The sequence below is a fragment of the Nonomuraea sp. NEAU-A123 genome, from assembly GCF_018603905.1.
In the GTDB taxonomy this organism is placed as follows: Bacteria; Actinomycetota; Actinomycetes; order Streptosporangiales; family Streptosporangiaceae; genus Nonomuraea.
Genome location: NZ_JAHFZZ010000003.1, coordinates 494,410 through 519,754 on the forward strand (window position 1 = coordinate 494,410; position 25,345 = coordinate 519,754).

A 25,345-nucleotide genomic window follows, 5' to 3' on the forward strand; every position below is an offset into this window, starting at 1 on the left:
ATGGGATGACTGGCACCCCCAGAGGAGGCGGACTGTGAGTCTGCGTACGGCTCAACGAGCTTCGCTCGTCGACCAGGTGATCGATCAACTCAAGGAGCAGATCACCTCAGGGTTGTGGCAGATGAACGGCAAGATTCCTACTGAGACGGTGCTCGCTGAGCAGCTCGGGGTGGGGCGCAACACCGTACGCGAGGCCGTACGCGCGCTCACTCACGCCGGGCTGCTGGAGTGCCGCCAGGGCGACGGGACCTATGTCCGCGCCACGAGCGAGCTCTCCGGCGCGATGCTCAGGCGCCTGCGCCAGGCGGAGCAGCTGGAGATCCTCGAGGTGCGGCGCGCGCTGGAGGTCGAATCGGCCCGCCTGGCCGCGACCAGGCGCACTGACGAGGACATCGTGCGCATCGAGGCGGCGCTGGCCGAGCGCGACCGCGCCTGGGAGCTGGACGACCCGGACGCCTTCGTCGAGGCCGACCTGGCCTTCCACATGTCGGTGGCGCACGCCACGCACAACCTCGTGCTGATCGACCTCTATGAGGACTTCTCGGCGGCGCTGCGGGCCAGCATCACGGCCGCGGGCACGTCGCTGAACAAGAGCTACATCCCCCACGACGCCATCGCGCGCGCCATCTTCTCGGGCGACGCCACCGCCGCCGAGCGCGCCGGCCACGCCTGCATGGAGCACATTCTCATCGCGCTCACCGAAGGCGATTGATCCAGCGGCTCAGCCGAGACGCAGCGACATCACCAAATAGCGGAAGCTGGGCTGCGCGTCACCCGGAACGTCCTGGATCAGCGCGGCCCTGGTCGGTGACTCCATGTTGAGCCGGGCCAGGTCGGTGTCGATGCCGGTCAGGCCGTCGAGCAGGAACTGCGACTGGAAGGCGATCTGGATGTCGTCGCCGCGCAGCTCGCACTCGACCACCTCGGAGCCGCGGCCGATGTCGCCGCCGCCGGCCTGGATGCGTACGTGGCCCTGGGTGAACGACAGCCGGATCGCGGTGTTGCGCTCGGCCACCAGCGCCACCCGCTTGATGGCGTTGACGAACGCCGTCACCGGCACATCGGCCCTGATCGACCAGTCGGCGGTCAGCCTGGTGCGGTAGTCGATGAACTGCTCGTCGAGCAGGCGGACCGTGGTGCTGCGGCCGACGCTCTCGAAGCCCGCGACGCCGTCGCCCAGCGCCACCGCCACCTCGCCCCCGCGTAGCGTCTTGGCCACGTCGACCAGCACGCGGGCGGGCACCATGGCGGACACGGCGACGTCGGGCGACACCGGGCGCCAGGCCAGGTCGCGGGCCGCGATGCGGTAGCGGTCGGTGGCCGCCATCGTCACCGACTCGCCCTCGATGTCGACCCTGATGCCGGTGAGCATCGGCAGCGTGTCGTCGCGGCTGGCCGCGGGCGCGACCTGGCCCACGGCCGAGGCGAAGACGCCACCGCCGATGGCGCCGATGCTCGGCGGCATCGTGGGCATGGTCGGGAAGTCTTCGACGGGCATCGTGATCAGGCCGAACTCGGCGCTGCCACAGGTCAGGACCGCCTCTTGCCCCTCGGTGACGATCTCGACGTCCTCGGCGGGCAGGCTGCGGCTGATCTCCGCCAGCAGGCGGCCGGGGATGAGCACCTGGCCCGCCTCGGCCACGTCGGCCTCGATCCTGGCCTGCGCCGAGACGTCGTAGTCGAACGCGGACAGGGTCAATTCCTCATCGGCCCCCAGCAGCAAGCCGGAGAGCACGGGCACCACAGGGCGACTTGGCAGGACCCTGGCGGCCCATGCCACCGCGTCCGCCAGAACATCGCGGTTTACCCGGATCTTCACCTGACCCACCCTTCGTGTCGCTGCCTCCTATGAAAGGTAGCCGGTGTCACCGACAATGCGGACTATCTGCTGTTGAGGTAGGCGAGCACCGCCAGGACGCGGCGGTTGTCGTCGTCGGAAGGCGCCAGACCCAGCTTGGCGAAGATGCCGGCCGTGTGCTTGGCCACCGCGCTCTCGCTGAGGTAGTGCCGCTGGGAGATGGCGGCGTTGGACCTCCCTTCGGCCATCGCCTCCAGCACCTCCCGTTCGCGTGGCGTGAGGGCGGCCAGCGGCTCGTGCCTGGCGTTGCTGGCCAGCAGCTTGGCGATCACCTCGGGGTCCATCGCGGTGCCGCCCTCGGCGACCCGGTGAACGGCGTCGATGAACTGCTCGGCGTTGAACACCCGGTCCTTGAGCAGGTAACCGATCGCGCCCGACCCGTCGGCCAGCAGTTCGCGCGCGTAGAGCTGCTCGACGTGCTGCGACAGCACCAGGATCGGCAGCCCGGGCACCTGCTTGCGCGCTGCCAGCGCGGCCTGCAGGCCCTCGTCGGTGAAGGTGGGCGGCAGCCGTACGTCCACGATCGAGACGTCGGGGCGCAGCTCGATCAGGCCCTTGAGCAGCTCGGGTCCGCTCTCCACGGCGGCTACGACCGTGAAGCCGTGCGCCTGGAGCAGGTGAACCAGGCCGTCCCTGAGCAGGTAGAGGTCTTCGGCGATGAGAACGCGGTTCATCGGTTGAACCATAGGCGGCGGGGCGTCGCCTCGGCCAGCCAGCGCTCCTTGTTGTGGCAGGCCGGGAGCAGGACGGCGGTCAAATACATGGCGGAGCCCAGCGTGATCATGAACAGGATGACCGGCCACTGCCACGGCTCGGGCAGGTACAGCGCGAGGAACCACGACTTCTCGTCGAGGCCGAAGACCTTGAAGATGCCCGCCACGATGCCTTGCGGGAACAGCGGGCACCAGGACGTCAGCCAGAGCGCGGCCACCACGGCGGCCTTCCAGCGCGGCAGTTTGGGCAGGCTGCCCGCCCAGTGCTGCGGCAGGACCCTGGGCATGCTCATGGTCACCGTGGTCGGCCCGCCGGGCGGGCTGCTCAGGGCCAGCACGCCGTCGAAGGCCGCGAGCCGTCGCTCGATGCCCATCAGGCCGGTGCCCTTGCTCGGGTCGGCGCCGCCCATGCCGTCGTCGGTCACGGAGATCCGCAGGTCGGGGCCGTTGCTGCTGATGTCGATCGTGGCCGTGGCGGCGCCGCCGTGCCTGGCGGCATTGGACAGCAGCTCGCTGACCGCGAAGTAGGCGGCGGCCTCCACCGGCGGCTCCGGCCGGTGCGCCAGGTCGACGTCCACGCTCGCCCGTAACGGGCTGTCGATGGCCAGGGCTCGAACGGCGTCGCCAAGCCCGCGTTCGGCCAGGACCGGCGGATGGATGCCGCGGATCACCGTGCGCAGCTCGGTCAGCGTCTCTGAGGACGCCTCCCTGGCCTTGGCGAGCAGGGCCTTGGCCGCGGCGGGATCGGTGTCGACGAGCTGCTCGACGGCCCCGAGCGTCATGCCGATCGCCACCAGCCTGGCCTGCGTGCCGTCGTGCAGGTCGCGTTCGATCCTGCGCATCTCGGCGGCTTGCGTGTCGACGGCGAGGTTGCGTACGCGCTGGAGGTGGTTGACCTGCCCGGCCAGGCGGCTCGCGGCGGTCGCGGCCAGCGTCAGCTCGCTCCACAGGCTGTAGAGGCGCAGTCCGCGGTCGGGCAGCAGCAGGAACATCGGCAGCAGAGCCAGCTTGACCACCGGGTCCAGCAGCAGCCAGACGCAGTCGCGCCAGGTCGCCGGGTCGGTGACCAGCCACTTCCACCGGTCGTTCCAGGCCGGCACCCGCGGCGACTTGTACAGCGTGCGGTTCGACCGGTACATCCCGTCGGCCTGCCGCTGCGGGGGCAGTGGCTTGGGCAGGTACGGCGAGTCGATCCGGTCCCCCGTCCACTCCCCGACCAGCCCTCTGGTGTGCTCCGCCAGCCGCCTGACCAGCCGGACCTGCAAGGGGAGGAGGGGGACCACGCCGATGCCGAAGGCGAGGACGAGCATGGTGAAGGAGGCGACGATGGCGGGCACCTCGACAAGGATCAGCGCCAGCAGCACCGCGGCCTGGCCGTACCTTCTCAACATGCCTCCAGTGTGCGCGAGCCGGAGCTTCTCGCACATTGCACCTAGATACACCTTCGCCGGGTACCCAGCCCGATTCCCCGCGAGAGCCGGGGTTCCTAGCGTCGAAGGCATGAAAGTCATCGAGGTCAGGAACCTCCACAAGCGATATCCCGACCATGTGGCGGTGGACGACGTGTCGTTCGAGGTGTCGGATGGCGAGATCTTCGGCATCCTCGGCCCGAACGGCGCCGGCAAGACCACGACCGTTGAGTGCGTCGCGGGGTTACGCACTCCCGATCGTGGCACCGTACGCGTGACCGGGATCGACCCCCAGCAGGACAGGGACGCGCTGCGCCGGGTGCTGGGCGCGCAGCTGCAGAGCGCCGCGCTGCCCGACAAGATCAAGGTGTGGGAGGCCATGGACCTCTACGCCTCCTTCTACCCGGATCCGACCGACTGGTCCGAGCTGCTCGAGCGCGTCGGGCTCGGCGACAAGCGGGGCACGTACTTCGGCAAACTCTCCGGCGGGCAGCGGCAGCGCCTGTCCGTCGCGCTGGCGCTGGTGGGTCGGCCCCGCGTCGCCGTGCTCGACGAGCTCACCACCGGGCTCGACCCGCAGGCTCGCAGGGACACCTGGGAGCTGGTCGAGCAGGTACGCGACTCCGGCGTGACGATCGTGCTCGTCACGCACTTCATGGAGGAGGCCGAGCGGCTCTGCGACCGCGTCGCGCTCATCGACGCGGGCCGGGTCGCCGCCACCGACACGCCGGCGGGGCTGATCGCCCAGGTCGGCGGCGCGCAGCGGCTGCGATTCCGGCCGACCGCGCCCTTCTCCGACGACCTCCTGCTGGCTCTGCCCGAGGTGACCGAGGTCGCCAGGAGCGGACAGCAGGTCGTGGTGACGGGCACCGGCGACCTCGCGCCCGCCGTCATGCTGACGCTCGCCAACCACCAGATCGTCCCCGCTGACCTACGCGTCGAGCAGGCCACGCTCGACGACGCGTTCCTCGCACTGACCGGAAGGAAGCTGTCATGAGGAAGCTCCTCTTCGTCGAGACCAAGCTGCACCTGCGGCAGTGGCCCACGATGGTCTTCACCATCGGCCTGCCGCTCGCCCTGCTGCTGGGGCTCGGCAGCATCCCCGACCTGGGCAAGCCCGATCCGGCGATGGGCGGGCAGCGGTTCATCGACACCCAGCTGCCGGCGCAGATGACCTTGCTCGCGGTGCTGACGCTCGCGTGCTCGGTGCTGCCGGCCGTCCTCGTCACCTATCGCGAGCAGGGGGTGCTCAGGCGGATGTCGACGACGCCGGTGCCGCCGGGGCGGCTGCTGGCCGCCCAGCTCATCATCAACCTGGCCATCGGCACCGTGTCGGTCTTCCTGCTGGTGGTGCTCGGGTACGTGGTGCTCGGCGCCGCGATGCCCAAGCAGCTCCCCGGTTTCGTGCTGGTCTTCCTGCTCGGCTCGGCCGCGCTGCTGGCCCTGGGGCTGGTGATCGCCTCGATCGCGCCGACGGGCAAGTCGGCGCCGGGGATCGGGTCGGTGGTGATGTTCCCGCTGATGTTCGTGGCGGGCATGTGGATCCCGCGCGAGGTCATGCCGGACGCGCTGCGCGTGGTGAGCGACTATTCGGTGGCCGGGCCCTTCGCCCAGGCGCTGCGCGACACCTGGGCGGGACACGCGCCGCAGCCGCTGCACCTCATCGTCATGGTCGCCGGGCTGCTGGTCTTCGGCGGGATCGCGATTCGGTTGTTCCGCTGGGAGTAGCGCTAGGACCAGACGGGACGGGCCCCCGTGACGTTCAGCATCACCGAATAGAGCGAGGACGAGGCCGCGATGAACAGCCTGTTGCGCTTGAGCCCGCCGAACACCAGGTTGGCGATGGAGTCGGGCAGTCGGAGCCGGCCGATCAGCGTCCCGTCGGGGTCGTAGCATTGCACCGCCTTGCCCGCCGCCGCCCACACGCGGCCCTTGTCGTCCAGCCGCATCCCGTCGAAGGTGTCGTCGTCGGTCCCCTGCGTGAAGACCTTGCCGCCCGAGAGCGTGCCGTTGTCGTGCACGTCGAACAGACGTATGTGCCTGCGGCGGGTGTCGGCGATGTAGAGGCGGGACTCGTCCAGCGAGAAGGCCAGGCCGTTGGGCCGGTCGAAGTCGTCGGCCACCCGGACCACTTCCCCCGTCGCCGGATCGACGCGGAAGACGTGACAGCCGTCGATCTCGGGATCGGCCCGGTGGCCCTCGTAGTCGCTGTCGATGCCGTAGGCGGGGTCGGTGAACCAGATGGAGCCGTCGGAGCGGACCACCGCGTCGTTGGGGCTGTTGAGCCGCTTGCCCTGCCAGCGGTCGGCGATCACGGTGATCGAACCGTCGGCCTCGGTGCGGGTGACCCGGCGCTCGCCATGCTCGCACGAGATCAGGCGGCCCTGGCCGTCGAGCGTGTTGCCGTTGACGTAGCCGGCGGGCTGCCGGAACGGTCCCACGGCGCCGGTCATCTCGTCCCAGCGCAGCATCCGGTCGTTGGGGATGTCGCTCCACACCAGGAACCGGCCCGCCGGGAAGTAGACGGGCCCCTCGGCCCAGCGGGTGCCGGTGTAGATCCGCTCGACCAGGTCGTCGCCGCCGACCGCGGCGAAGCGCTCGTCCAGCACCTCGAAATCCGTGGGGATCGAACTGGATGGTGTTCGGTAAATTGGCTCCATACTCGAATAGCATACTGTCATGGATGAAATCGACAAGATGTTGATCGGCCTGCTTCAGGAGGACGCCACGCGGTCGTACGCGGCTCTCGGCCAGGCCGTGGGCCTGTCGGGTGGGGCGGCACACGAGCGGGTGCGCAAGCTGCGCGAGCGTGGAGTGATCAAGCGCACCACGATCGAGGTGGATCCGGTGGCGCTCGGCCGGGACGTGGTGGCGTACGTGCTGGTCGACGGCGGCGCCTGGATGGGCGACGCCGCCGCGCGGCTGGCGGCGATCGCGCCGGTCGAGGAGGCGCACGTCATCGCCGGGCCCGCCTCGATCCTGCTCAAGGTCCGTACGGCCGACACGCGGGAATTACAGCAGGTGCTGCGGCAGGTGTTCGAGGTCGACGGCGTGACCGGGACCCAGACGGTCGTCGTGCTGGAGACGTTCTTCGAACGGCCCATGCACGTGGATTAAAGTGCTCAGATGGCGATTTTTGCGCAGATCAGCGATGTGCACATCGGCGGCTCCGACGAGAGTGTCGAGCGCACCCGACAGGTCATGCGGCACCTGCGTACGCTGCGTCTCGACGCGGTCCTGGTCACGGGCGACATCGCGGACCACGCGCTGCCGGAGGAATACACGATCGCGGACGAGCTGTTCCGTGGCGAGCTGCCGCTGGCCGTCTGCCCGGGCAACCATGACTCGGTGCCGGAGTTCGAGAAGCTGCTCGGCCCCGCCAACCAGGCGCTCAGGCTCGACGACGTGACGATCGCCCTGGCCGATTCGAGCGTGCCCGGCCACAACCATGGCTACCTGGCCGACGAGACGCTGGCCTGGCTCGACGAGGTGCTGTCGGAGCGGCCCGGCGTGCCGGCGTTCGTGGGGATGCACCATCCGCCGATCGAGCTCGGCATCCCGTACGTCGACAAGATCCGGTTGCACGAGCCGGACCGGCTGGCGGACCTGCTGTCACGGCATCCGCACGTGGCCGCGGTGCTGACCGGCCACGCGCACACCGCCGTGTCGGCCCGCTTCGCCGGGCTGCCGCTCGTCGTCGCACCCGGCGTCATCTCCACCGCCCTGACCAGCGTGGAGACCGACGCGGAGTTCCCCGTCTCGTACGAACTGCCGCCCGCCTACGCGCTGCACATCTTCGACGGCGAACGGCTGGTCACCCACTTCCGCCCGGTAATCCTCAACTATTCTTGAGGTTATGACCAAGGTGGCATGGAACTCCAGGGAGCTGACAGTCGGCCAGCTCGCCGAGCGCAGCGGCGTAGCCGTCTCGGCGCTGCACTTCTACGAGGCCAAGGGGCTCATCGGGAGCCGCCGCACCGCGGGCAACCAGCGGCGCTACACACGTGACACGCTGCGCCGGGTCGCGTTCGTCCGGCTGTCGCAGCGGCTGGGCATCCCCCTGCGGACCATCAAGGACGCGCTGGCCGAGCTGCCGGAGGAGCGTACGCCCACCCGTGACGACTGGGCGCGGCTGTCGGCGACCTGGCGCGGCGAGCTCGACGACCGGATCGAGCAGCTCCAGCGGCTCCGCGACGACCTCACGGACTGCATCGGATGCGGGTGCCTGTCGCTCGACCGGTGTGCGCTGGCCAACCCGCACGACCGGCTGGGCAGCGAGGGACCGGGCGCCCGGCGCATCGACACACGGCTCGCCCCGCCCCAGCAATGCTGCCCGCCCGCGGCCGAGACGGACTCCTCGCAGGCCTGCTAGGTCAGCGCTTGGCCGGGGGGACGATCAGGGTCGGCCGGTGGGCGTGGTGCAGCACGTGGTTGGAGACGCTGCCCAGCAGCACGGAGCGCACGCCGGCAAGTCCGCGCGACCCGGTGACGACCAGCGACGCGTCGACCTCGTCCGCGACGTCCACGATCGTCCGCCAGATCGACTCGTTGTCGGCCACCGCCCGATAGGTCACGTCCGCGAGCCCCGAGGCGGTCGCCAGCTCGGCCCCTTCCTTGGCGTACTGCTCGGCCTGGATCCGCCACTCCTCACCGGAGTCGGAGACGACCCCGGCACCGGCCAGCGGGTACCTCTTGATCTGCACGAGCAGCGGCTCCCACACGGTCACGATGAGCGTGGGCTCGGCGGCCAGGTGCTTGGCCGCGAACTCGATCGCGGCGCGCGAGTCGGCCGAGCCGTCGTAGGCGACGAGGATGGTCATGGCGTGCTCCCTTCGCTTGAAGCTCACTCCCTTGGTGCAGCACCGGGACGATCAGCCGTGATTCCGCGAGCCGTTGTCTGTTGTGTCACACCTGGCGGACTGGCGAGGATCGGTTCTTGTGACACTCCCCCGCGTGCCCCGTCTCGACATCGACGGTGTCCTGCGCCGGCTCGACGTCTCGCTCACCTATGAAGGCCCGTGCCCCGGCGGCCAGGTCGGTGCCGCGTACGTGCGCTGGCCCGACGGCCACCGGTCGGTGCTCACCCGGGGGCCCGACGTGGCTGCCGACCTGATCGGAAACGCTCCGCGTCCTTCGGTCCAAGTAGAGATGTAAGGGCGAACGACGAAGGGAGCGAGGCCTGTGCGCCTCAACGAAGACCCCGAGGCCTTTGAGGCCTTCTATCGCCGCCATGTCGATGGCGTCATGCGGTTCGTCGTACGCCGAGTGAGCGATCCTCATCTGGCCGCCGATCTGACCGCCGACATCTTCCTGGCGGCCGTGGACTCCGGGCACACCTACCGCCCCGGCCGAGGCAGCGAGACCGCTTGGTTGTACGGCGTGGCGCGCAACGTCGTATCCGCCCAGTATCGACGCACGGCCCGCGAGGCGAAGGCGACCAGCCGCATCGCGGGCAGGCGAATGATGGACGACCACGATCTCGACCGGATGGAGGAACGGATCGACGCCGAGCGACAGATGCGCCGCGCCCTGGAGGCCATGGGCAAGCTGCCCGAGGGCGAGCGGGCCGTACTCGAACTCGTGGCGATCGACCAGCTCACCGTCAAGGAGGCCGCCGCGGCCTTGGGCATCAACGGGGTGACCGCACGAGTCCGGTTGCATCGGGCCAGACGCGCCCTCGAAGACGTCGCCTCGCCATCGGCCGTGTACGTGGAGGGACAGGCATGAGCAACTTCGAGGAGCGCCTGCTCAGCGCGCTCAAGGACGACATCGCCAGCAGGAAGGCGGACCTGGTCGTCGAGACCCCGGTACGACGCCGCCGGGTCCTGGGACTGGCCGCCGCGGTGGCGGGGGTCGCGGCGGCCACGCTGGTGGCCATGAACGTGTACGGCGGAGCCGCCGCCCCCGCCTTCGCCGTGACCAAGAGCGCGGACGGGTCGGTCGAGGTGCGGATCAACGAGTTCCGCGACCCGGACGAGCTGGCGGTCAAGCTCGCCGCGGCGGGAGTGACGGCGGTGGTCGACTACCTGCCGGCGGACCAGACCTGCAAGCAGCCCCGAGGCGAGCACGGGGCCGGCTACGGGCGGGTCGAGAACGGCGTCGACGTCGGGAGGAACGGCACGGGGATCGCGTTCCGGATCGACAAGGGGCAGGTGGCGGCCGGTCAGACGCTGGTCCTGGCGGTCTCCGTCGACCAGGCGGACAAGCCGCCCATCGCGACCTCGCTGGAGGTGGTCAAGGGGGCGGTGGCGCCCTGCGAGGCGACCGCGCTGAACCTCCCCCCGGCCTCCGACCCCACCGGCAACGGCCCGTCCACCGACCAGAAGGCGGGCGAGGGGCCCAGCCTGAACACCAACGGAGGCTGACGCCCTCAAGCCCGGCCAGGGGGATTGCGGCGTGTCCGCAGCCGTTCATGAGCCCCTCCGATTGACTTTGTCGCAAGCTATGACGCAAGATGTTGATACAAAGCTTGCGACAAAAGGAGAAGGGCATGACGAACAGCTCCATGCCGGGCGCCGGGCCGCGGCAGGCGGATGTCCAAGGCGCGGAGGCCTGGCTACTGCGGCACGGCCTCGGCGACGGCCCACCGACGCCGTTACTGACCGCGCGGCTGGCAGTACGGCGGCGGGCGCGGCTCCTCGGCAGCGTCCTGTCGGCTGCGCTGATCATCGGGGCCGCGCTGGTACAGGCCTCTGACCGGCTGGCCGTTCCCGCGTCCGGCTGGTTCGGGTCGTACCAGCCGACGAAGGTGCTGGTCCTGAGCGCGTTCATCGTCGGGCTGTTGGTGGTCCGGACGCTGCTTGACGCCTGGATCCGGCGCGTCGACCGGCGGGCCGGGGTGGCGCTGGCGCGGCGGGCGGCCCATCCGGTGCAGCCCGGCTGGCGGGCCCTGCTCGGGCGGCCGTACGCCGCCTTCGCGGTCGGCACCTTGGCCGGTTCGTTCGCGCTGGGGGCCAGCGCACTGGCCGTCAACGAGGGCACCGCGCGGCAGGCAGCCGTCGTGCTGCTGGTCGCCGTGGCCGGGGTCGGCGTCGGCGCGGCCCTGCAAGTGCGCGAGCTGCTGGCCCGGCCGGTCGTTGCCGAGGACGAGGTCTCACTGACGGCCGACGTCATCATGCGCGTCGAGGACGCGCGCGAGAGCACCACGCCAGGCACGCTGTGGTCGCTGCCGATGGTGTTGCTGTTCGGGTCCGCGCCCGACTGGTGGAACGCCGCCTCCATTGGCTTCCTGCTGCTGGGCTTGGCCGCCTACATCGCGGTCCAGGTCAGGACGCCGTGTGCCGCGGCCATGGCGCGGCACGTGGTGGGCATCTGATGATCGTCATCGACGCCGGCTCGCCGGTGCCGCCGTTCGAGCAGTTGCGGGCCCAACTCGCCCGGCAGATCCAGGACCGTACGCTGGCCGTGGGCTTCCGGCTGCCGACCATCCGCCGGCTCGCGGCCGACCTCGGCCTGGCCATCAACACGGTCGGCCGGGCCTACCGGGAGCTGGAAGAGGCCGGGCTGATCGAGACCCGGGGGCGGGCCGGGTCGTTCGTGTCAGCGGCCGGCCAGGCGGCCCGCGAACGAGCCCGCCAGGCCGCCGCCGACTACGCGGCCGTCGTGGCGAGCGTCGGCATCGATGAGAGCGAGGCACTCTGCATCGTCCAGGCGGCCCTGAGATCCGGTGACGCGGCGGCCCCCGCTTCGCTCTGACCTGGCTCCCCGGGAATCCGACCCGCCGACCACCGTCCACATGGGCCGAGCGTGCTCCTACCGGGCGGCGGAAAGCAGGGACAGGGCCTTGGCCATCGCCGGGTCGCGGCCCTTGCGCAGGTCCTTCGCGGTCAGCGGCAGGTAGTGGTCGGGCGCCACGCCGATGCCGTTGATCAGTTCGCGGTTGGCGCCCACCTGGTAGGCCGCGGGCAGCGTCAGGAGACTCCCGTCGTCCAGCGTGAACATACCGGCGGGTCCCGACACCATGCCCGACGTACGCGACCCGATCAGCGGCCCGACCTTGAGGTCCTTGACCGCGGCGGAGAAAGCGTCGCAGGCCGAGGCGCAGATGCCGTCGGTGAGCACGACCAGGGGCAGGCCGAGCAGCGGGACCGCGTCGTCGGTGCGGTTGGGCGTGCACGTGTTGTCCGGGGCACAGTCGTAACTGTGCACCTTGCCGTGTACGAAGGCACTGAGCAGCTTGACGACCTCGGCGGGCGAGCCGCCGTTGGTGCCGCGCAGGTCGAGGACGAGGCCACGCGGTCTCTTGTCCGCACGCAGTCCGGCGATGGCGGCCAGGACCTGGTCGGCGGTCCCGGGCTGGAAGTTGGTGAGCTTGATCGCGGCCACGTCGCCGGCGAGCCGGCGGGCCGTCACGGGCCGCGTCGTGGGCGTGAACACTTTCGGCCCCAGCGTCGTCTTCCTGACGCGGCCGGTGGCAGGGTCGAGCAGCGCCAGCCGCACCGGGTCCGGCCGGTTGCCGGAGTATTCGGGGTTGAGCAGGTTCATGGCGCCGCTGGACAGGACACCGTCCACGAAGACAGGCGCGCCGTTGACGGACTGCACGACCTCGCCTGGACGTATCCGAGCGACGGCGGCCGGGCCGCCCTGCACGGCGTTGACGAACAACGGAGCCACCGCCTTCTGCGGTGCCCGGTACGTGATCGAATAGCCGGGCGAGGTGGTGAAACCGAGGCCGTAGGCGTCGCCCGGCTTACCTGGCGGTTGCTCTCGGCGGCCCCACTGCGAGTGATTGTCGTGCAGGCTGCTCACCATGCCCTTGATCGTCGCCCCTGCCACGGCTTGCCGCAGCGCGGCGTCGTCCGGCAGATCGGCCACCACCCGCTCGTACCCGGCCGCGAATGCGTTCAGGTCGGTCGTGCGGTTCCCGGTCAGCGGCGGCATGGTGGCGTCGGGCCGGTCCATGCCGCGGCGGTTCAGCTCCTCGGTGAGCCCGGCGAACCCGGCCGCGAGCACCGCCCGGTGGTCGAGCCGCTCGCGACCGTAGAAGGCGGTGAAGATGCAGTCGTACGCCTGCTTGATGGTGCTCAGGCCGGTGGCGACGGGCTGGTCCGGCTTGGCGCCGCACGCGGAGGCCACGGTCCGCACGGTTGCCTCGGTCCGCACGGTTGCCTCGGTCCGCGCGGTCGCCGCGGCGCCGGACGTCGCCAACGTCAGGACGCCGGTGCAGGCCAGCGCGGTCAAGAGGGAACGCTTCACGCTGATGGGTCTCCTTCGCTCATCGGACGGATCCGGTCATTGGCCGGGGCAGAGGACGGCTTCCGCTGCCTTGGTGATGGCGTCGCCGACGGCCATGGCCCGCTCGTTATCGATCTTCAGCGTGGCGGCCACCGCGAACTGAATCCGGCCGTCGGTCGAGGAGAAGGTGATGGAGTTGATCCCGGGGATGCTGCCTGAGGCCGACGCGACCGTTCCGCCGCACAGGCTGGGCCGCGGCCGCGGCGGTTGCAGGTTCGGCGGCAGGAGCTTGCCCTGGTTGAGCGCGCGGTAGAAGGCGCTGAGGTCGTGCGCGGTGGAGATCGCTCCTTCGGAGCTGATGGTGGCGTTGACCCGGTCGACGTCGCGTGGTCTGCCCTTGGCGTCGGGGTAGTAGCCGTGTCCGTGCGGACCCTTGATCTGGTCGGAGACCTTGGTGGCCAGATAGGTGTGCTTCATGCCGAGTGGAGTGAACAGCCGCCGCGCGAACTCGGTGGCCCGATCATGGCCGGTCAGCTTCTCGATGATCATTCCGAGGAGGACGTAGTTGGTGGTGGAGTAGAGGTACTCTCCCGGCTCGCCCTGGCGAGGCACGGTACGTGAGGCCTTCACCAGGTCGATCGGCTTGTAGGCGGTGGTGAAGTCGAAGACGTCGAACTTCCCGCTGGCGATGAAGTCGGGGATGCCGGAGGTGTGGCGGATCAGCTGCTGCACGGTGATCTCGTCGGCCCGATCCACATAGTCGTGCTTGGCCACTTCGGGCAGGACATCGCTGAGCTTGTCCTCCAGGCCGAGCTTGCCTTCCCCGACCAGTTGCAGGACGATCGTGGCCTCCATGAGCTTGGTCTGGGATGCGATGCGGTAACGGGAATCCGAGGGGATGCGCCCGCCCTTGCCGCCGAGCAGGCGTGAACCCGCCGTCCCCTGGCCCACCCGCTTGCCGTCGACGTACACCTGTCCGATGGCCCCCACCACGCCGTCGGTCTTCGCCACGTTCTCTATCGCCTGCTGGACGTCTCCCAGCTTGACCTGGTCGGCGGCGGCCGCGGGTACGGGGACGCTCAACGCCAGCACCGCGCATGCCACCCCGGCCACGCCAACGGTTCTCCTACGCCTCATGGTCGATCACCCTTTTCTGATGGGACTTCGTGGGCGACCACATCTACCGGCCGGCACCGATCGGTGGCCGATCGGCGACCCATATCCGTTCCATATGCGGGCGTTGCGATACTGCCCGGATGCGCGTGCTCTTGGTCGAAGACGAGCAGCCCCTCGCCGGGTACACCGAAGCCGGGCTGCGCAAGCACGGCTTCACCGTCGACGTCGCCCTCGACGGGCGGACCGCGCTGGACAAGTGCGAGATCACGCCGTACGACGTGGTGGTCCTGGACCGGGACCTGCCGGATCACCGTCGGCACATGCGCCGCAAGCTCGGCGACCCGCCGCTGATCGAGACCGTCACCGGCGCCGGCTGCCGGATCGGCGGCGCGGGATGGTCCGGCTGACCGCCCGGGCCCGGCTCGCATCGCTGCAGACCGCCCTGGTGCTGGCCGCCGGCGCCGCGCTGACCGGGTTGACCTACCTGCTGATGCGGCGCCGCGTGATCTTCACCCACCTGGACCCGCTCGGCACTCCCTCGCCGGGTACGTCGCCGCAGGACGGGCTGCTCGCTCTCGCCGACCGGGTGCAGGCCGACACCCTGTCCGCGCTGCTGCCCCAGGCCGCTCTGGCGCTCGTCGTGGTGACCGGGCTGGCCGCCGTACTGAGCTGGCTGGTGGCCGGTCGGGTGCTGCGGCCGATCCGGGTGATCTCCGCCGCCCGCCGGTTGTCGGCCGAGAACCTCACCGAGCGGGTCCCGGCCACCACCCCCGCTGACGAGCTGTCCGCGTTGGCGCCTGACGAGTCACCCCGAACGACTTCGCGATCCTCGAAGCGCTTTCACCTGACGCATAACGCTGAACAACGTCCGCCTTCTCCGACTCGGATAGCTTTCCGCCCATAGACTTCGGTGTAGGTTCCGTGTTTCGGTGTCACATGCTGGTCCTGTGAGCTGGGCGTTTTGGCGGTTCCACGCTCCGTGTCACCTTGATCGTTCCGCGCTTGGTGTCATTTCCTCGGCGTCCGGCGGAAAGACAGCACCCCTGTTATCTGGCGGTCGCCGAGACGTTATGGGTGGTTTCGCATGTTGAGGCCCAGCCCCGTGAGACGCCTTGGGTCAGGTTCCGGCCGCGGGGTCCGATGGCGGTTCAGTGCTCCTAGTGTGAAGCGCAAGGCCGCCACCGTTCGCGGGCCGGAACCCCAGTCCATGGAGCTCGGGATCGTCGACCGCGGTGACCACGCGTAGGGCGCCGGCCTCGGCTACCTCGCAGACCACGAGACGCACCAGCGCGTCGCGCACCTCTGATGGGACGCCGGGCTGGATGTGCACCAGGTCGAGACGGGCGATGGTGCGTCGCTTGTCCTCCCAGGATGCGGCTGCCTGACCGACATAAGGTTCCCCGTGGGCGTTGTCGACGTAGGCCTGAAGCCAGCAGGCAAGCCTGGCCTCGACGATCAGCTGTCTGGGAATGGTGACATCCATCCCTGCCTGGGCCAGCCAGGCGCCGACCTCGGACACAGGCGGAGAAACCGATGCCGGCAGCGATCCGAGAATGGAATAGGCCTTCTCGAGGTCATCCGGCGAGGCGGAGAGCTTTAGGTCGTTGAGTGCAACGCGACCGATGTAGAACCCGGCGGGCCAGGCGTCCGGGGCATCGTGAGTGTCCAGCAGGACGTACCCATCTCGGATCATCCGGCGGCTTCGACGAACCAGGCCGTTATCGAGTTCGATCGCGAAGCGGGATGCGAAGTCTGCGGCCCATTCATCAGGCGCGGTCACCGGCAGGCCGGTGTACGAACCGCCAGTCCACGGACTCGCCGATCCCCTCGGGAACTCGACCTTGATGGCATATGTGTTCGGATCTCGCCGCCAATGGAAGATCACCAGCATGCCGCCGGACTCTGCCACGACATCGACCGCGGAGTATCCGTCCAGCACAGCGCCCGCACGTAGCAAGCGTGTCCTGACCGCTTCGAGGACCTCCTGCCGGGACCACTCAATTGTCATATGTCCAGCCTCCCACGCCCTTCTCCTTAATCGGATCGGGACATGTCACTGAAGATCGTGGGGTCTCCCCGTCGAGGGGGAAACGGTTTGCTGGTGTTGGCCATCTACTGTGCGATGAGCCAGGAGACGGGTTCGGACTGAGTGAGCGTCACTCGTTCGTCGGACGCCAGACGAATCAGCTGGGCTGATCTACTTGCCTGACGTGGCTTAACGACCATCGGAGAGCTGACCAGCTGGTTCGTTTGGCAACCCCAGACAACGATTGAAATCAGCCTTGGAGTCCATTGCTTTGCGGGTGCTGGCGCCGCCGCTTGCGCGGAGCGGGACGCCCAGGTCCTGGGCTCGGTGGATGATGTAGGTGGTGCTGGTGCCCTTCTCGCGTGCGATGTCTGCCAGGGTCCGGCGGCGTGTGATGTACTGCTCGTATAGCCAGTCTCGGTCGATGACGTTGTGCTGTTTGAAGTAGCGCCCGACCTTCCGCAGTTCGATGCCGTACTCCGCTGCGAGCCTGGTCACGGTGGATTTCGATACTCCGACGTCGATCGCGATGGTGCGCGCAGACTGATGCTCGTCGAGGTAGCGGCGGCGAAGTTCCTCTTCGGTGAGCACTTGGCGGGCGGCGTGGCTCACCTGGCCGAGGGCGCGGGCTTGGGCGGTGCTGAGCGGTGGGGCCGGGATCGGGTGTTCCTCAAGGAGAAGACGCACGGCCTCGATGCTGACGCCGAGCGTCTGGGCGGCTGATCCGGCTGGGTAACGGCGTCCGCGAGTCAACTCGTGCAGGCGATCAATGTTGATGGTCGACGGGTCAGTGCCGGGCAGGTCGAGACCGTCGAGTATTCCGAGTGGCGGGCACCAGGCCACCGGTTCGCTCCGTAGTCCGCATCCGCTGACGAAGTCGCGTGCGACTTGCCTGAGTGCGTTCGCGAGTTGCGGAGTCCACACCTCTGTGAAGCGCTCTGCTTCCGCGCGGAAGGAGTTCACGTCAGTGGTGGGGAAGTCAGGCGCGCGGTCGAGGGGCATGCCGCTGATCTGGTTGAACAGGACGCATCGCGCGATGCGAGCACGTCGCCCGATTCCTGGAGATTGGCCGCTTTGGCGGCAGATCTCTACCCACTGTTCGGCGGGCAGCAGGTTCGAGTAGTCCAGGGTGCGGCGTCGCTGGTAGTCGATGGGGATGTCGTTCTCGTCCAGGTAGTGCACGAGGTGAACCAGAGCCGCGGCGACGGGTTCCCAGCACTGCCGGTCGTGCAGCATCTGCAGGACGCGCGATAGCGAGTTGCCGACGCTGATCGATCCGAGCATCGATGCGGCCTCGTCGAGTTCGAGTTTGGTCCCGACCAGAAGCGCCGCTGCGGCCAGCACAGGTGCCAGGATTCGCTGGTAGGCGCCGCTGGAGGGGCTCAGCCGCACGGCCCATGACGGCCACAACGTGGCGGGGAGTTTGCGTGAGCGCCGGCCGATCTGCCGGGCGGTGGCGGACGGCGAGGAGGGAAGCGCGACGGTTTGGAATCGCAGTTGATCGCTCGGGCGAAGAAGCGGTCCGAGTGCGGCCAGTTGCACGGTCTGTAGGACGGTGCCGGTGCCGCGACCCCAACTCCGGATGGTGGTGGTCGTGGTCTTCTCGGATCCGTCGCGGGTCTTGCCGATCACCGTGCGCAGCGCGTGGGCGGCTGTGTCCAGATGTTCCTCGCCGAGCACCTGCATCGCGGTGATGACCGCGACTGCGGTCATCACCGCGGTCGGCGGCGCCATAGCCCCTGGACGGCCCATTGCAGCCGCTCGGCGCTCCGGTTCGTTGCTTGGCCGGGGAGTGAGGTAGATGCCGAGGATGTCGGCGGGAACCCTTGCCGCCAAGTCGTCAGCGTTCAGGTGGATCAGCATTCGGCTGGCGACTGCGCGCAGTTCCGAGAGCGCCACGGTGGAAGGTTGGGGGTGGCGAGAATACTGGCCGAAATCCGCATGGCCAGTCTCGATCATGTTCATGATCAGGTCCTGGGCCTCAACCACGGGATGGCCGGCGGCCAGGCGGACGACCTCAGCTTGAGTAAGGTCCTGGTCGCATCCGCGTGGAGCGGTGAGGTCAGCGCTGCGTGCCGGGCGTCCGCCGCAGCGTCCTGGGATCGGCAGGCTGTGTCGGGAGAAGGGGCGTGCTCGTGTGAGGCGTCTGCATCCCTGGCAGGTGTCCGCGAGGAGGAGGGAGTGGCGGGTGCAGGCGAACGACCAGCCCAGGCGCCATTCCAGTCTCCATCGTCCGGCGTTGTCTGCGAGGCAGTCGGGGCAGTATCGCGATCCGGTGCCCCGCCCCCAGAGCCGATGCCGGTTGACCTGTCGCTTCTCATGATCGATCAACAGCGCTCGTCCGTGGAAGTGGGCCAGTGTCATGGCATGAACACGCTGTTTGTCCAGGCCGGTGGCGAAGGCGATGTTGTCGGCTTCGCGCTCGCTCAGGGCGATGGTCCAATCGGTGGGGCGGGGGTGGCGAAGATCCCGGCTCTTGGCCTTCGTCAAGAGGCCGAGGCTGGAGAGTACGTCGCCGTAGCGGATCTGCGTTCGGTGCGCGTATGCCTCCAACCAGAAGTCCAGGGACTCTCCGGGAAGCGGTGTCATCCGGATCGGCAGCGTCCGCATCACGGTCATCCTCGTCGCCTCGCGGACGGCTTCGGCTTGGTGGTCTTCTTGCCGGCGGCCAGCAGAGCCTCCCACTGCGCCTGCTGTTCTTGTGCGGCCCGGTCGAGTTTGACCATGGTCATCAGCTCAAGGGTCAAACGCTCCTCTCCGGTTCGGATCGCCCGCAGGCACGCTCGTTTGATCAATGTCATCAGGGAGCCGATGTGCCCGCTGCAGCGGGCGTATAGGTGGTCGGAAAGGTCGTCGGCGAGCATGCCGGGATGCTTGTCGGCCAGTACCAGACGTTGTTCTAGGGAGAGGAGGAAGTTGCGCCATTGCGTGCGTCCGGCTTCGTCGTCGATCGTGAACGGATCCAGAGCGAGCGGGGTGATGCGGCGTTCGAGCTGCGGATCGTCGTAGAGACCCTTGTCCTTCAGGCCGTGCCCGATGAAGAGAATCATCAGCGGGAACTCGTTGGCGATCGTCTTGAACTGGTTGGCCAGCTCGGTTCCGCGGATCGACCGGAATCTGAGGAACTGAAGGTCATCGACCAGCAAGAGCCGTGACTCGCAAGACAGGGCGCAGTCCAGGGCGCGGGACAGGAACGAGTTCGCCGTCCCGCTGTTGCGCCCAGAGTGGGCGAAGAACTCCAACATCGCCCAGTTGAAGTCCTTGATCGTGGTGTCGCCCATCATCCCGACCCGGATCACCGGCCACCGCTCGTGCCCGGCCGCGGTGAATCGGCCGTGCTGGCGGATCAGGTCGTTGTGGACGCGCTTGGCGAACGACAGCCCGATCGTGGTCTTGCCCAGGCCAGGGAACGCGTCAACGGCGGCCATCCCCTTGGCCTCCCAGTTCGGCTGATCCAGGCCCGCTTCGAGGATGTCAGTCAGATCCTCGACGAGCTGACTTGCCTGCATCGTCTTGATCGGACGCAGATTGGCGAGGAACCTGCGGCGCCCCAGATCGTGCTCGGCCTTCGCCTCCGGCTTCATCGCCTTGAGGCCGTGCGCGGTTATGTCCGGCGGGCGAGGGAAGTCCGGCGCCTCAGCGAACGCCGCGAAGCCTTCCTTCCTGGTCAGGGTCAGATCGTCGAGTGCCAGGTTCCGCCACGCGGGATCATCCTCCATGGGGACCTGGACCTCAGCCGGGATCACAGATCCTCCAGAGCATCGGCGTAGAAGGCGACCTCGTCGACCTCAACGCCGTCTGCGGGGACTTCAAAGTCGGCTTCGTCGTCGTCACCCTCGAGCTCGCCCCGTAGCGGCTCCAACGCCTTGGGCGGCTCGAAGGGATCCTCGTGCTCGGTGGGGAACGTCGGTTGTTCCAAGGCCATCCGCAGCGCCATCCGCCGTTCCTGCCGTGTGGTGCCAAGCCCGAGTTTCCACCGTTCCAGCAGCTGGTCGATGGCGAGGCGGTCGTTGGGGTACGCGCATGTCTCCGCGGCCAGTTTTCGGCCGAACCGTCGGGCGTCCAGGCTCACCGGCATGTCCAACCCGGCAGCGTGCTCCCAGGTCAGGATGTGCCACTTGCGGTCGAGGTCGCGGAAGTAGGCGTGGGTGATGTCGTCGGGGTTCACCTGGATCGGCCACAGCCCGTTCTCGTAGGGGCTGATCCGGTCGGGCTTGTAGAGCCCTTCCCCGGTGTAGCGGCAGCCGAGAGCCTCGACGCCGTAGTGCTGCATGGTCCGCCACTCGGTCCGCAGGAACTCCAGCGCCAGATAGGGGTCGCGCGGGACCTCGATGTAGCCGGCCCTGGCCATCCCGTGCTCGAACATCTGCGCCGGTGACATGCGGTATTTCGGGAGACTCGGCTCGACCAGACCGTCGTGCGGCCTGAGGTGGTAGTCGGCCGCGATCCACTGCCGGATCTTGTCGGCGAGCTCGTCCACGTAATAGAACGCCTGGCCCTCGGGGTCCACACCCCGCTTAGAGATATCGGGCCCCTTGTAGCCGGGCAGCTTCTCCAACAGGTCCTGCCGCAGGGTCCTGAAGAACCGCTCAACAGGCCCTTTGTCCCGGCCCGTGCGCAGCCGGGCCGGCTGGATGGAGATCCCCATCCGCGCGCACACGCTCGTGAGGTGCGCCGACACGTAGATCTTCCCGTGGTCCACCACGATCGTCTCCGGCACCACCGCCGGCCCGCGGCCCGGACCATCGGCCCCTCGATCGCGTCCCGGTCCACCAGGACACGGCGCGGAATGCCGTGCTCGGGCCAGACCGCGTTCGGCGGCCAATGCGGAAGCACACTCGGCGGCCGGTAGCACTGGTAGAGCACCATCGCCGCGTCCACCGCGTTGGTCGAGACCGGCGTCAGCCGCAGCCCGACAATGCAGCGGGTGTACCAGTCGACCGTCAACTCGCAGTTCACCCACTTGAGGGTCATTGGGTCCAGCGCGAAGACGTCCAGCCTCGTGGTGTCCATCAGCACGTACTCGCCCGGCCGGGTCGGCCGGAGCTTGCCGTAGGCGCCCTTCGGGCGGTCTGCGATGTCGCGGTTCCGCTTGGTGCTGTGCCGGAACGTGGGGTGCCGCTTCTCCAGCTCCTCCATGGCTTTGTAGGCGGTGGAGCGGCCCGGGATCTGCACCACGCCCTCGCCATACCGGGCGATGGTCCGGGCCCGGGTCCGCTCGAGGACCGTCTTGATCATCGGGGTGGCGTCGTCGACATGGTCGAGCATCACCTCGATGGCGATCTCCACCCACCGCTGGTCGCACCGATCCAGGACCGCATCCGCGCGGATCGGCGGCGCCAGTCCGGCCTCTCCGCTGCCATTGGCATCGCCCACCCACCGGCAGATCGTGCGCACCGTGACACCGAGTTCAGCAGCCTTCGCCTCATACCTGGCCATGAGCGGCAGACCCGGATCGTATTCCGGCCGGGGCTCCGCAGGGCCGGCCAGCTCAGCGCTCCCAGACTTGTAGCCGGTGCGGACCTCTCGAACATGCTCGACTCGCTCAAGGATCTTCGCCATCGTCTTGCGGTGCTTCCGGTCGGCGAGCATCGACAAGATCGCGCCGCCCAGCTCCTTGTCATCGCTGGAGGAGGGACCCGGCTCATCCGGCACGACCCGGGCCCGCTCCGAGAACAGCAGTTCCCTGGCCGCGACCCGGACCACACCGAGACGGTCTCGCAGCACGACCTCGGTCCCGCTCATCGTGGCGACGATCTCGACGACCACGGCCGCTTCACCGTCGTAGAGAATCCGGGTGCCTACCTGCAGCCGGATCGACCCGGCGTTCACACCACCCTCCGCAGCACGTGGCCAGGCCCGAGCGGCGTCTTCAGATCCGTGGTCAGCCTGCCGACCCACATCAGATGGAACACCGAGGCCCGCACCAGGCGGGAGTCGAACTCCGGCGCCATGGCGAACGCCTCGGCCAACGGCGCACCGTCCAACTCAGCTCGATCCAGCGCTTCCAGGATCTCCGGTGCGAACAACCACTCGCGCCGGAACCCGGCCAGGAAACGGAGGTTCTCCAGCTCCGCGACGGGAGGCTCGCTCCACACCTGGTAACCCCAACCACGCGACTCGATCACCTCGCGGGACCACGCGAACGTGAAGGCCACCGCCTCCTTCGACAACCTGTGCGCGGGCTTGACGTCGACGACGACCGGACCGGTATCGGCGAGCAGGAGGTAGTCGGGAATGTGTCTCCGCGTCAACCCGTCGACCTGCGCTGTCAGGTGGAGCGGCTGCGCGATGATCCGTTTCACGGTCGGATCGAAGTCGGCGTACAAGAGCCGGGCGAGTTCCAGCCGAGACTCATAGATGACCAGGTCAGCTTCCGTGGCCGACCAGTAAGAACCCGAATAATGCGCCTGGCCCAGATGCCAGCGGAACGTCCGCCACGGTCCCGCAGCGAACAGCACCTCCACGGGAACCTCGCTGAAACCGTACGACGCGGCATCGTTCTTGCCACGTGCCCTGACCTGCAGCGTGGCACTGGCGATCACACCTTGATCCGGCATACAAGCTCGCCCCCAGAAGCGGCTTCCCGACCCTCATGCCCACCATGGCGCAAAAGACAGAAGACGTCACAGGAACCGCCTCAAAACTCACCCCACCGGGTGATACTCCTGGCCTGCACATCCGCAGTCCATTCGAATTCGACATCCATTTGACATGCGAGCATGGATTTTGACGTCGGAGCGTGGACCCTACATTCGGAGAATACTAGTGGGTAGCCATGTCAACAAAGCGCGAATAATGTCCCTGGAAGGCGACAGTGACGGTGGCAGTTGGACCATTTCGATGCTTGGCAACTATAAGGTCCGCCTCACCCGCCCTGGGCGACTCACGCTCGTACGCATCCTCGCGATGGAGCAAAATGACCATATCCGCATCTTGCTCAATACTTCCTGATTCGCGCAGGTCACTGACCGCGGGCCGCTTGTCCGTACGCTGCTCGGGGCCTCGGTTGAGCTGGGAGATCGCGATGACCGGCACCTCCAGCTCCTTGGCCAGCAGCTTGATCGCACGGGAGATCTCCGAGACCTCGTTCTGGCGGCTCTCGGTCTTCTTCGGCGAGCTCATCAGCTGGAGATAGTCGATGACCACGAAGCGCAGGTCGTTGCGTTGTTTCAGGCGCCGGCACTTGGCCCGGATCTCCATCATCGACATGTTGGGCGAGTCGTCGATGAACAGCGGCGCCTCGGCCACCTCGCTCATCCGCCGGGCCAGCCGGGTCCAGTCGTCGTCGCCCATCATGCCGGAGCGCATCGCGTGCAGGGCCACCCGCGCCTCGGCCGACAGCAGACGCATCGTGATCTCGTTGCGCGACATTTCCAGCGAGAAGATGACGGTGGTCATCCCATGCTTGATCGCCGCCGAACGGGCGAAGTCCAGACCCAAGGTGCTGTTGTGGGTGGGGACGCACGTGCTGCCCGCGAGGTAGAGGTGATCCGCGTTGTCCACCTCGACGCAGCGGACCGGCTGAGAGGGGACCGGGCGCACGTCCACGATGGAGCGAGCCCCCGTGGTGAAGTCGATCACGTGGCAGGAATCCGGCTTGGTGCGCATGACGGCGTTGTAGCCGAGGCTCAGGATCAGCTCGTGAACGTCATGAGCGAGCCGCCGATCCGCCACGGCGAACTGGATCCGCCCGTCTCCGCCGGCGAACCCGTCCGCGTCGAGCAGGCCCGCCAGCAGGTCACGTCGCTGACGTTCCGAGGCGCGGAGGTAGGGAGCGGGGATGTGCTTCTCTTCCAGGACGCCCGAGCTGGGTCCGTCGCCGAGCCGGACACCGAGCGTGTACGGCGGAAGCGGAAGCTCTCGCTCATCGAGCGCGAATGCCGCCGACACCGCGACGGCGTGGTCCGCCCCTCTGCCGGCCCGGAAGATCTCCTCCGTGGTCGCCACGCCGCGCGTCGTCAGCCACTGGTGGCCGGCGTCCGCGACGATCACCGTGCCGTCGCTGAACTCCACCTCGTAGCACGGCCTGCCGTGCATGACCTCGGTGGCGGCGACCACCCGGGTGGGCCTGCCGTCGGCCCCGATGAGCTGCTCGCCGACCGCGATCTCGCCCATGGTCGTCCAGCCCGCCGGGGTGGGCAGCGGCGTGTCGAGCGCCAGCGCCTTGCCGATGGCCGGGCGGGCCGCGACGACGATCATCTGGCCCGGGTGCAGGCCGTTGGTGAGCTGGTCGAGGTCCTGGAAGCCGGTGGGCACGCCGACCATCTGGCCGCCGCGGCTGCCGATGGCCTCCAGCTCGTCGAGGGCGCCCGGCATGATGTCGGCCAGCGGCGCGTAGTCCTCGGACGTGCGCCGCTCGGTGACCTTGTAGATCTCCGCCTGCGCGCGGTCGACCAGGTCGTCGACCTCTTCGTTCTGTCCGCCGTAGCCGAAGGAGACGATGCGCGTGCCGGCCTCGATGAGGCGGCGGAGGATGGCCTGCTCACGGACGATCTTCGCGTAGTAGCCGGCGTTGGCCGCGGTGGGGACGACGGCCGTCAGCGTGTGGAGGTAGGCGGCACCGCCCACCCGGGCCATCTCGCCGCGTTTCTGCAGGTCGTCGAAGACCGTGACCGCGTCGGCCGGCTCACCGCGACCGTAGAGGTCGGTGATGACGTCATAGATCATCTGATGGGCGGGCCGGTAGAAGTCGTCGGACCGGATGAGCTCCACGACGTCGGCGATCGCGTCCTTGGACAGCAGCATGCCGCCCAGCACCGACTGCTCCGCCTCGATGTTGCTCGGCGGCGTCCGCTCGAAACCCGGGCTTCCGCCACCATCTTCGTCCATGCTCACCGCGCCCCCTCAACCTTGCAGGCGGTCGCACCACCCCCACTTGTAGTCGACCGGTCTGACAGTTTCGCGGGTTCGCGGTGAGACGGCAACGCGGCCTGTGGACAACCCTGTGGTCAAGCTGTGCACTATCCCGCCCAGGGTGTGAAAGGACTGTGGACAGAGCTGTGGATAACTCTGTCCATAATCCACATCACCCACGTTGACCTGGTGA

Annotated in this window: 27 protein-coding genes; 12 read left to right on the forward strand and 15 right to left on the reverse strand. The window is 68.4% G+C overall.

Annotated elements, in window-relative coordinates; translation table 11 throughout:
* Positions 1–34 precede the first annotated feature (34 nt).
* Positions 35–712 (forward strand): FadR/GntR family transcriptional regulator, encoded by a 678-nt coding sequence (locus tag KLK06_RS10680; protein WP_214635198.1) that lies wholly within the window; start codon positions 35–37, stop codon positions 710–712.
* A 9-nt stretch (positions 713–721) separates the two neighbouring features.
* Here KLK06_RS10680 and dnaN read toward each other — a convergent pair whose 3' ends face one another.
* From dnaN to KLK06_RS10695, 3 genes are all read right to left on the reverse strand, one after another.
* Positions 722–1,819, reverse strand: a complete 1,098-nt coding sequence (dnaN, locus tag KLK06_RS10685; RefSeq protein ID WP_214635199.1) for a DNA polymerase III subunit beta — start codon at positions 1,817–1,819, stop codon at positions 722–724.
* Between the two features lie 62 nt (positions 1,820–1,881).
* Complete coding sequence (locus tag KLK06_RS10690; protein WP_214635200.1) at positions 1,882–2,532, reverse strand: response regulator transcription factor; 651 nt, start codon at positions 2,530–2,532, stop codon at positions 1,882–1,884.
* Positions 2,529–3,962, reverse strand: coding sequence for a histidine kinase (locus KLK06_RS10695; protein ID WP_214635201.1), 1,434 nt, complete (start codon positions 3,960–3,962; stop codon positions 2,529–2,531). Before KLK06_RS10695 ends, KLK06_RS10690 begins: the two co-directional genes overlap by 4 nt.
* Before the next feature lie 109 nt (positions 3,963–4,071).
* On the opposite strand from KLK06_RS10695, the gene KLK06_RS10700 reads away from it, so the two are divergent.
* Together KLK06_RS10700 and KLK06_RS10705 are read left to right on the forward strand one after the other, a co-directional pair.
* The gene (locus tag KLK06_RS10700; protein WP_214635202.1) at positions 4,072–4,977 is read left to right on the forward strand and encodes an ABC transporter ATP-binding protein; all 906 of its coding nucleotides are present in this window, start codon (positions 4,072–4,074) and stop codon (positions 4,975–4,977) included.
* Positions 4,974–5,708, forward strand: a complete 735-nt coding sequence (locus KLK06_RS10705; RefSeq protein WP_214635203.1) for an ABC transporter permease — start codon at positions 4,974–4,976, stop codon at positions 5,706–5,708. Before KLK06_RS10700 ends, KLK06_RS10705 begins: the two co-directional genes overlap by 4 nt.
* Positions 5,709–5,710: 2 nt before the next feature.
* Here KLK06_RS10705 and KLK06_RS10710 read toward each other — a convergent pair whose 3' ends face one another.
* The gene (locus KLK06_RS10710; protein WP_214635204.1) at positions 5,711–6,640 is read right to left on the reverse strand and encodes an SMP-30/gluconolactonase/LRE family protein; all 930 of its coding nucleotides are present in this window, start codon (positions 6,638–6,640) and stop codon (positions 5,711–5,713) included.
* 19 nt (positions 6,641–6,659) lie between these two features.
* Between KLK06_RS10710 and KLK06_RS10715 the strand changes: the two genes are divergently transcribed.
* From KLK06_RS10715 to soxR, 3 genes are read left to right on the forward strand one after another with little or no spacing between them, the layout of a single operon-like run.
* Positions 6,660–7,097: an Lrp/AsnC family transcriptional regulator gene (locus KLK06_RS10715; RefSeq protein WP_214635205.1), complete on the forward strand. Its 438-nt coding sequence runs from the start codon at positions 6,660–6,662 to the stop codon at positions 7,095–7,097.
* 9 nt (positions 7,098–7,106) lie between these two features.
* Complete coding sequence (locus tag KLK06_RS10720; protein ID WP_214635206.1) at positions 7,107–7,832, forward strand: metallophosphoesterase; 726 nt, start codon at positions 7,107–7,109, stop codon at positions 7,830–7,832.
* Between the two features lie 4 nt (positions 7,833–7,836).
* On the forward strand, positions 7,837–8,352 hold the full coding sequence (gene soxR, locus KLK06_RS10725) for a redox-sensitive transcriptional activator SoxR (RefSeq protein ID WP_214635207.1): 516 nt from the start codon (positions 7,837–7,839) through the stop codon (positions 8,350–8,352).
* A gap of 1 nt (position 8,353) precedes the next feature.
* On the opposite strand, the gene KLK06_RS10730 is transcribed toward soxR, so the two are convergent.
* Entirely contained in the window at positions 8,354–8,800 is a 447-nt protein-coding gene (locus tag KLK06_RS10730) for a universal stress protein (RefSeq protein ID WP_214635208.1), read from the reverse strand.
* Positions 8,801–8,933: 133 nt separating this feature from the next.
* Between KLK06_RS10730 and KLK06_RS10735 the strand changes: the two genes are divergently transcribed.
* The 5 genes from KLK06_RS10735 to KLK06_RS10755 all read left to right on the forward strand — a co-directional run bounded on the left by KLK06_RS10735 (position 8,934) and on the right by KLK06_RS10755 (position 11,675).
* Positions 8,934–9,134 carry a hypothetical protein gene (locus tag KLK06_RS10735; protein WP_214635540.1) on the forward strand — a complete coding sequence of 67 codons (201 nt, stop codon included), beginning with the start codon at positions 8,934–8,936 and terminating at the stop codon, positions 9,132–9,134.
* A 27-nt stretch (positions 9,135–9,161) separates the two neighbouring features.
* Positions 9,162–9,707 carry an RNA polymerase sigma factor gene (locus KLK06_RS10740; protein ID WP_214635209.1) on the forward strand — a complete coding sequence of 182 codons (546 nt, stop codon included), beginning with the start codon at positions 9,162–9,164 and terminating at the stop codon, positions 9,705–9,707.
* On the forward strand, positions 9,704–10,345 hold the full coding sequence (locus tag KLK06_RS10745) for a hypothetical protein (protein ID WP_214635210.1): 642 nt from the start codon (positions 9,704–9,706) through the stop codon (positions 10,343–10,345). The genes KLK06_RS10740 and KLK06_RS10745 overlap by 4 nt, the downstream gene beginning before the upstream one ends.
* A 125-nt stretch (positions 10,346–10,470) precedes the next feature.
* The gene (locus KLK06_RS10750) at positions 10,471–11,295 is read left to right on the forward strand and encodes a hypothetical protein (protein ID WP_214635211.1); all 825 of its coding nucleotides are present in this window, start codon (positions 10,471–10,473) and stop codon (positions 11,293–11,295) included.
* Positions 11,295–11,675, forward strand: a complete 381-nt coding sequence (locus tag KLK06_RS10755; RefSeq protein ID WP_214635212.1) for a GntR family transcriptional regulator — start codon at positions 11,295–11,297, stop codon at positions 11,673–11,675. Before KLK06_RS10750 ends, KLK06_RS10755 begins: the two co-directional genes overlap by 1 nt.
* A 57-nt stretch (positions 11,676–11,732) precedes the next feature.
* Here the strand turns inward: KLK06_RS10755 and KLK06_RS62260 are convergent, their stop codons facing one another.
* Positions 11,733–13,175 (reverse strand): S41 family peptidase, encoded by a 1,443-nt coding sequence (locus KLK06_RS62260; RefSeq protein ID WP_214635213.1) that lies wholly within the window; start codon positions 13,173–13,175, stop codon positions 11,733–11,735.
* Between the two features lie 36 nt (positions 13,176–13,211).
* Positions 13,212–14,291, reverse strand: coding sequence for a serine hydrolase (locus tag KLK06_RS10765; protein WP_214635214.1), 1,080 nt, complete (start codon positions 14,289–14,291; stop codon positions 13,212–13,214).
* Between the two features lie 119 nt (positions 14,292–14,410).
* Between KLK06_RS10765 and KLK06_RS10770 the strand changes: the two genes are divergently transcribed.
* On the forward strand, positions 14,411–14,677 hold the full coding sequence (locus KLK06_RS10770) for a response regulator (protein ID WP_214635215.1): 267 nt from the start codon (positions 14,411–14,413) through the stop codon (positions 14,675–14,677).
* A gap of 73 nt (positions 14,678–14,750) precedes the next feature.
* Here the strand turns inward: KLK06_RS10770 and KLK06_RS63005 are convergent, their stop codons facing one another.
* The 8 genes from KLK06_RS63005 to dnaB all read right to left on the reverse strand — a co-directional run bounded on the left by KLK06_RS63005 (position 14,751) and on the right by dnaB (position 25,134).
* A complete protein-coding gene (locus KLK06_RS63005; protein WP_214635216.1) occupies positions 14,751–15,017 on the reverse strand; it encodes a hypothetical protein in 267 nt (88 codons plus the stop codon).
* Positions 15,014–15,172 (reverse strand): helix-turn-helix domain-containing protein, encoded by a 159-nt coding sequence (locus tag KLK06_RS63010; protein ID WP_214635217.1) that lies wholly within the window; start codon positions 15,170–15,172, stop codon positions 15,014–15,016. Before KLK06_RS63010 ends, KLK06_RS63005 begins: the two co-directional genes overlap by 4 nt.
* 215 nt (positions 15,173–15,387) lie before the next feature.
* Positions 15,388–16,278: a hypothetical protein gene (locus tag KLK06_RS10785; protein ID WP_214635218.1), complete on the reverse strand. Its 891-nt coding sequence runs from the start codon at positions 16,276–16,278 to the stop codon at positions 15,388–15,390.
* A 207-nt stretch (positions 16,279–16,485) separates the two neighbouring features.
* Positions 16,486–18,915 (reverse strand): TniQ family protein, encoded by a 2,430-nt coding sequence (locus tag KLK06_RS10790; RefSeq protein ID WP_214635219.1) that lies wholly within the window; start codon positions 18,913–18,915, stop codon positions 16,486–16,488.
* Positions 18,912–20,015: a TniB family NTP-binding protein gene (locus KLK06_RS10795; RefSeq protein ID WP_214635220.1), complete on the reverse strand. Its 1,104-nt coding sequence runs from the start codon at positions 20,013–20,015 to the stop codon at positions 18,912–18,914. Before KLK06_RS10795 ends, KLK06_RS10790 begins: the two co-directional genes overlap by 4 nt.
* 23 nt (positions 20,016–20,038) lie before the next feature.
* Entirely contained in the window at positions 20,039–21,016 is a 978-nt protein-coding gene (locus KLK06_RS10800; RefSeq protein WP_214635221.1) for a DDE-type integrase/transposase/recombinase, read from the reverse strand.
* A 1,108-nt stretch (positions 21,017–22,124) separates the two neighbouring features.
* Positions 22,125–22,856 carry a TnsA-like heteromeric transposase endonuclease subunit gene (locus tag KLK06_RS10805; protein WP_214635222.1) on the reverse strand — a complete coding sequence of 244 codons (732 nt, stop codon included), beginning with the start codon at positions 22,854–22,856 and terminating at the stop codon, positions 22,125–22,127.
* Positions 22,857–23,061: 205 nt separating this feature from the next.
* On the reverse strand, positions 23,062–25,134 hold the full coding sequence (gene dnaB / locus KLK06_RS10810; RefSeq protein WP_374197103.1) for a replicative DNA helicase: 2,073 nt from the start codon (positions 25,132–25,134) through the stop codon (positions 23,062–23,064).
* Between the last annotated feature and the right edge of the window lie 211 nt (positions 25,135–25,345).

Excerpts from the sequence above, each read along its gene's own strand:
- KLK06_RS10690 (WP_214635200.1), bottom strand. The coding sequence starts at position 2,532 with ATGAACCGCGTTCTCATCGCCGAAGACCTCTACCTGCTCAGGGACGGC.
- KLK06_RS10695 (WP_214635201.1), bottom strand. The coding sequence starts at position 3,962 with ATGTTGAGAAGGTACGGCCAGGCCGCGGTGCTGCTGGCGCTGATCCTT.
- KLK06_RS10700 (WP_214635202.1), top strand. The coding sequence starts at position 4,072 with ATGAAAGTCATCGAGGTCAGGAACCTCCACAAGCGATATCCCGACCAT.
- KLK06_RS10705 (WP_214635203.1), top strand. The coding sequence starts at position 4,974 with ATGAGGAAGCTCCTCTTCGTCGAGACCAAGCTGCACCTGCGGCAGTGG.
- KLK06_RS10710 (WP_214635204.1), bottom strand. The coding sequence starts at position 6,640 with ATGGAGCCAATTTACCGAACACCATCCAGTTCGATCCCCACGGATTTC.
- KLK06_RS10715 (WP_214635205.1), top strand. The coding sequence starts at position 6,660 with ATGGATGAAATCGACAAGATGTTGATCGGCCTGCTTCAGGAGGACGCC.
- KLK06_RS10720 (WP_214635206.1), top strand. The coding sequence starts at position 7,107 with ATGGCGATTTTTGCGCAGATCAGCGATGTGCACATCGGCGGCTCCGAC.
- soxR (WP_214635207.1), top strand. The coding sequence starts at position 7,837 with ATGACCAAGGTGGCATGGAACTCCAGGGAGCTGACAGTCGGCCAGCTC.
- KLK06_RS10730 (WP_214635208.1), bottom strand. The coding sequence starts at position 8,800 with ATGACCATCCTCGTCGCCTACGACGGCTCGGCCGACTCGCGCGCCGCG.
- KLK06_RS10745 (WP_214635210.1), top strand. The coding sequence starts at position 9,704 with ATGAGCAACTTCGAGGAGCGCCTGCTCAGCGCGCTCAAGGACGACATC.
- KLK06_RS10750 (WP_214635211.1), top strand. The coding sequence starts at position 10,471 with ATGACGAACAGCTCCATGCCGGGCGCCGGGCCGCGGCAGGCGGATGTC.
- KLK06_RS10755 (WP_214635212.1), top strand. The coding sequence starts at position 11,295 with ATGATCGTCATCGACGCCGGCTCGCCGGTGCCGCCGTTCGAGCAGTTG.
- KLK06_RS10765 (WP_214635214.1), bottom strand. The coding sequence starts at position 14,291 with ATGAGGCGTAGGAGAACCGTTGGCGTGGCCGGGGTGGCATGCGCGGTG.
- KLK06_RS10770 (WP_214635215.1), top strand. The coding sequence starts at position 14,411 with ATGCGCGTGCTCTTGGTCGAAGACGAGCAGCCCCTCGCCGGGTACACC.
- KLK06_RS63010 (WP_214635217.1), bottom strand. The coding sequence starts at position 15,172 with ATGGGCGGAAAGCTATCCGAGTCGGAGAAGGCGGACGTTGTTCAGCGT.
- KLK06_RS10785 (WP_214635218.1), bottom strand. The coding sequence starts at position 16,278 with ATGACAATTGAGTGGTCCCGGCAGGAGGTCCTCGAAGCGGTCAGGACA.
- KLK06_RS10790 (WP_214635219.1), bottom strand. The coding sequence starts at position 18,915 with ATGACCGTGATGCGGACGCTGCCGATCCGGATGACACCGCTTCCCGGA.
- KLK06_RS10795 (WP_214635220.1), bottom strand. The coding sequence starts at position 20,015 with ATGGAGGATGATCCCGCGTGGCGGAACCTGGCACTCGACGATCTGACC.
- KLK06_RS10805 (WP_214635222.1), bottom strand. The coding sequence starts at position 22,856 with ATGCCGGATCAAGGTGTGATCGCCAGTGCCACGCTGCAGGTCAGGGCA.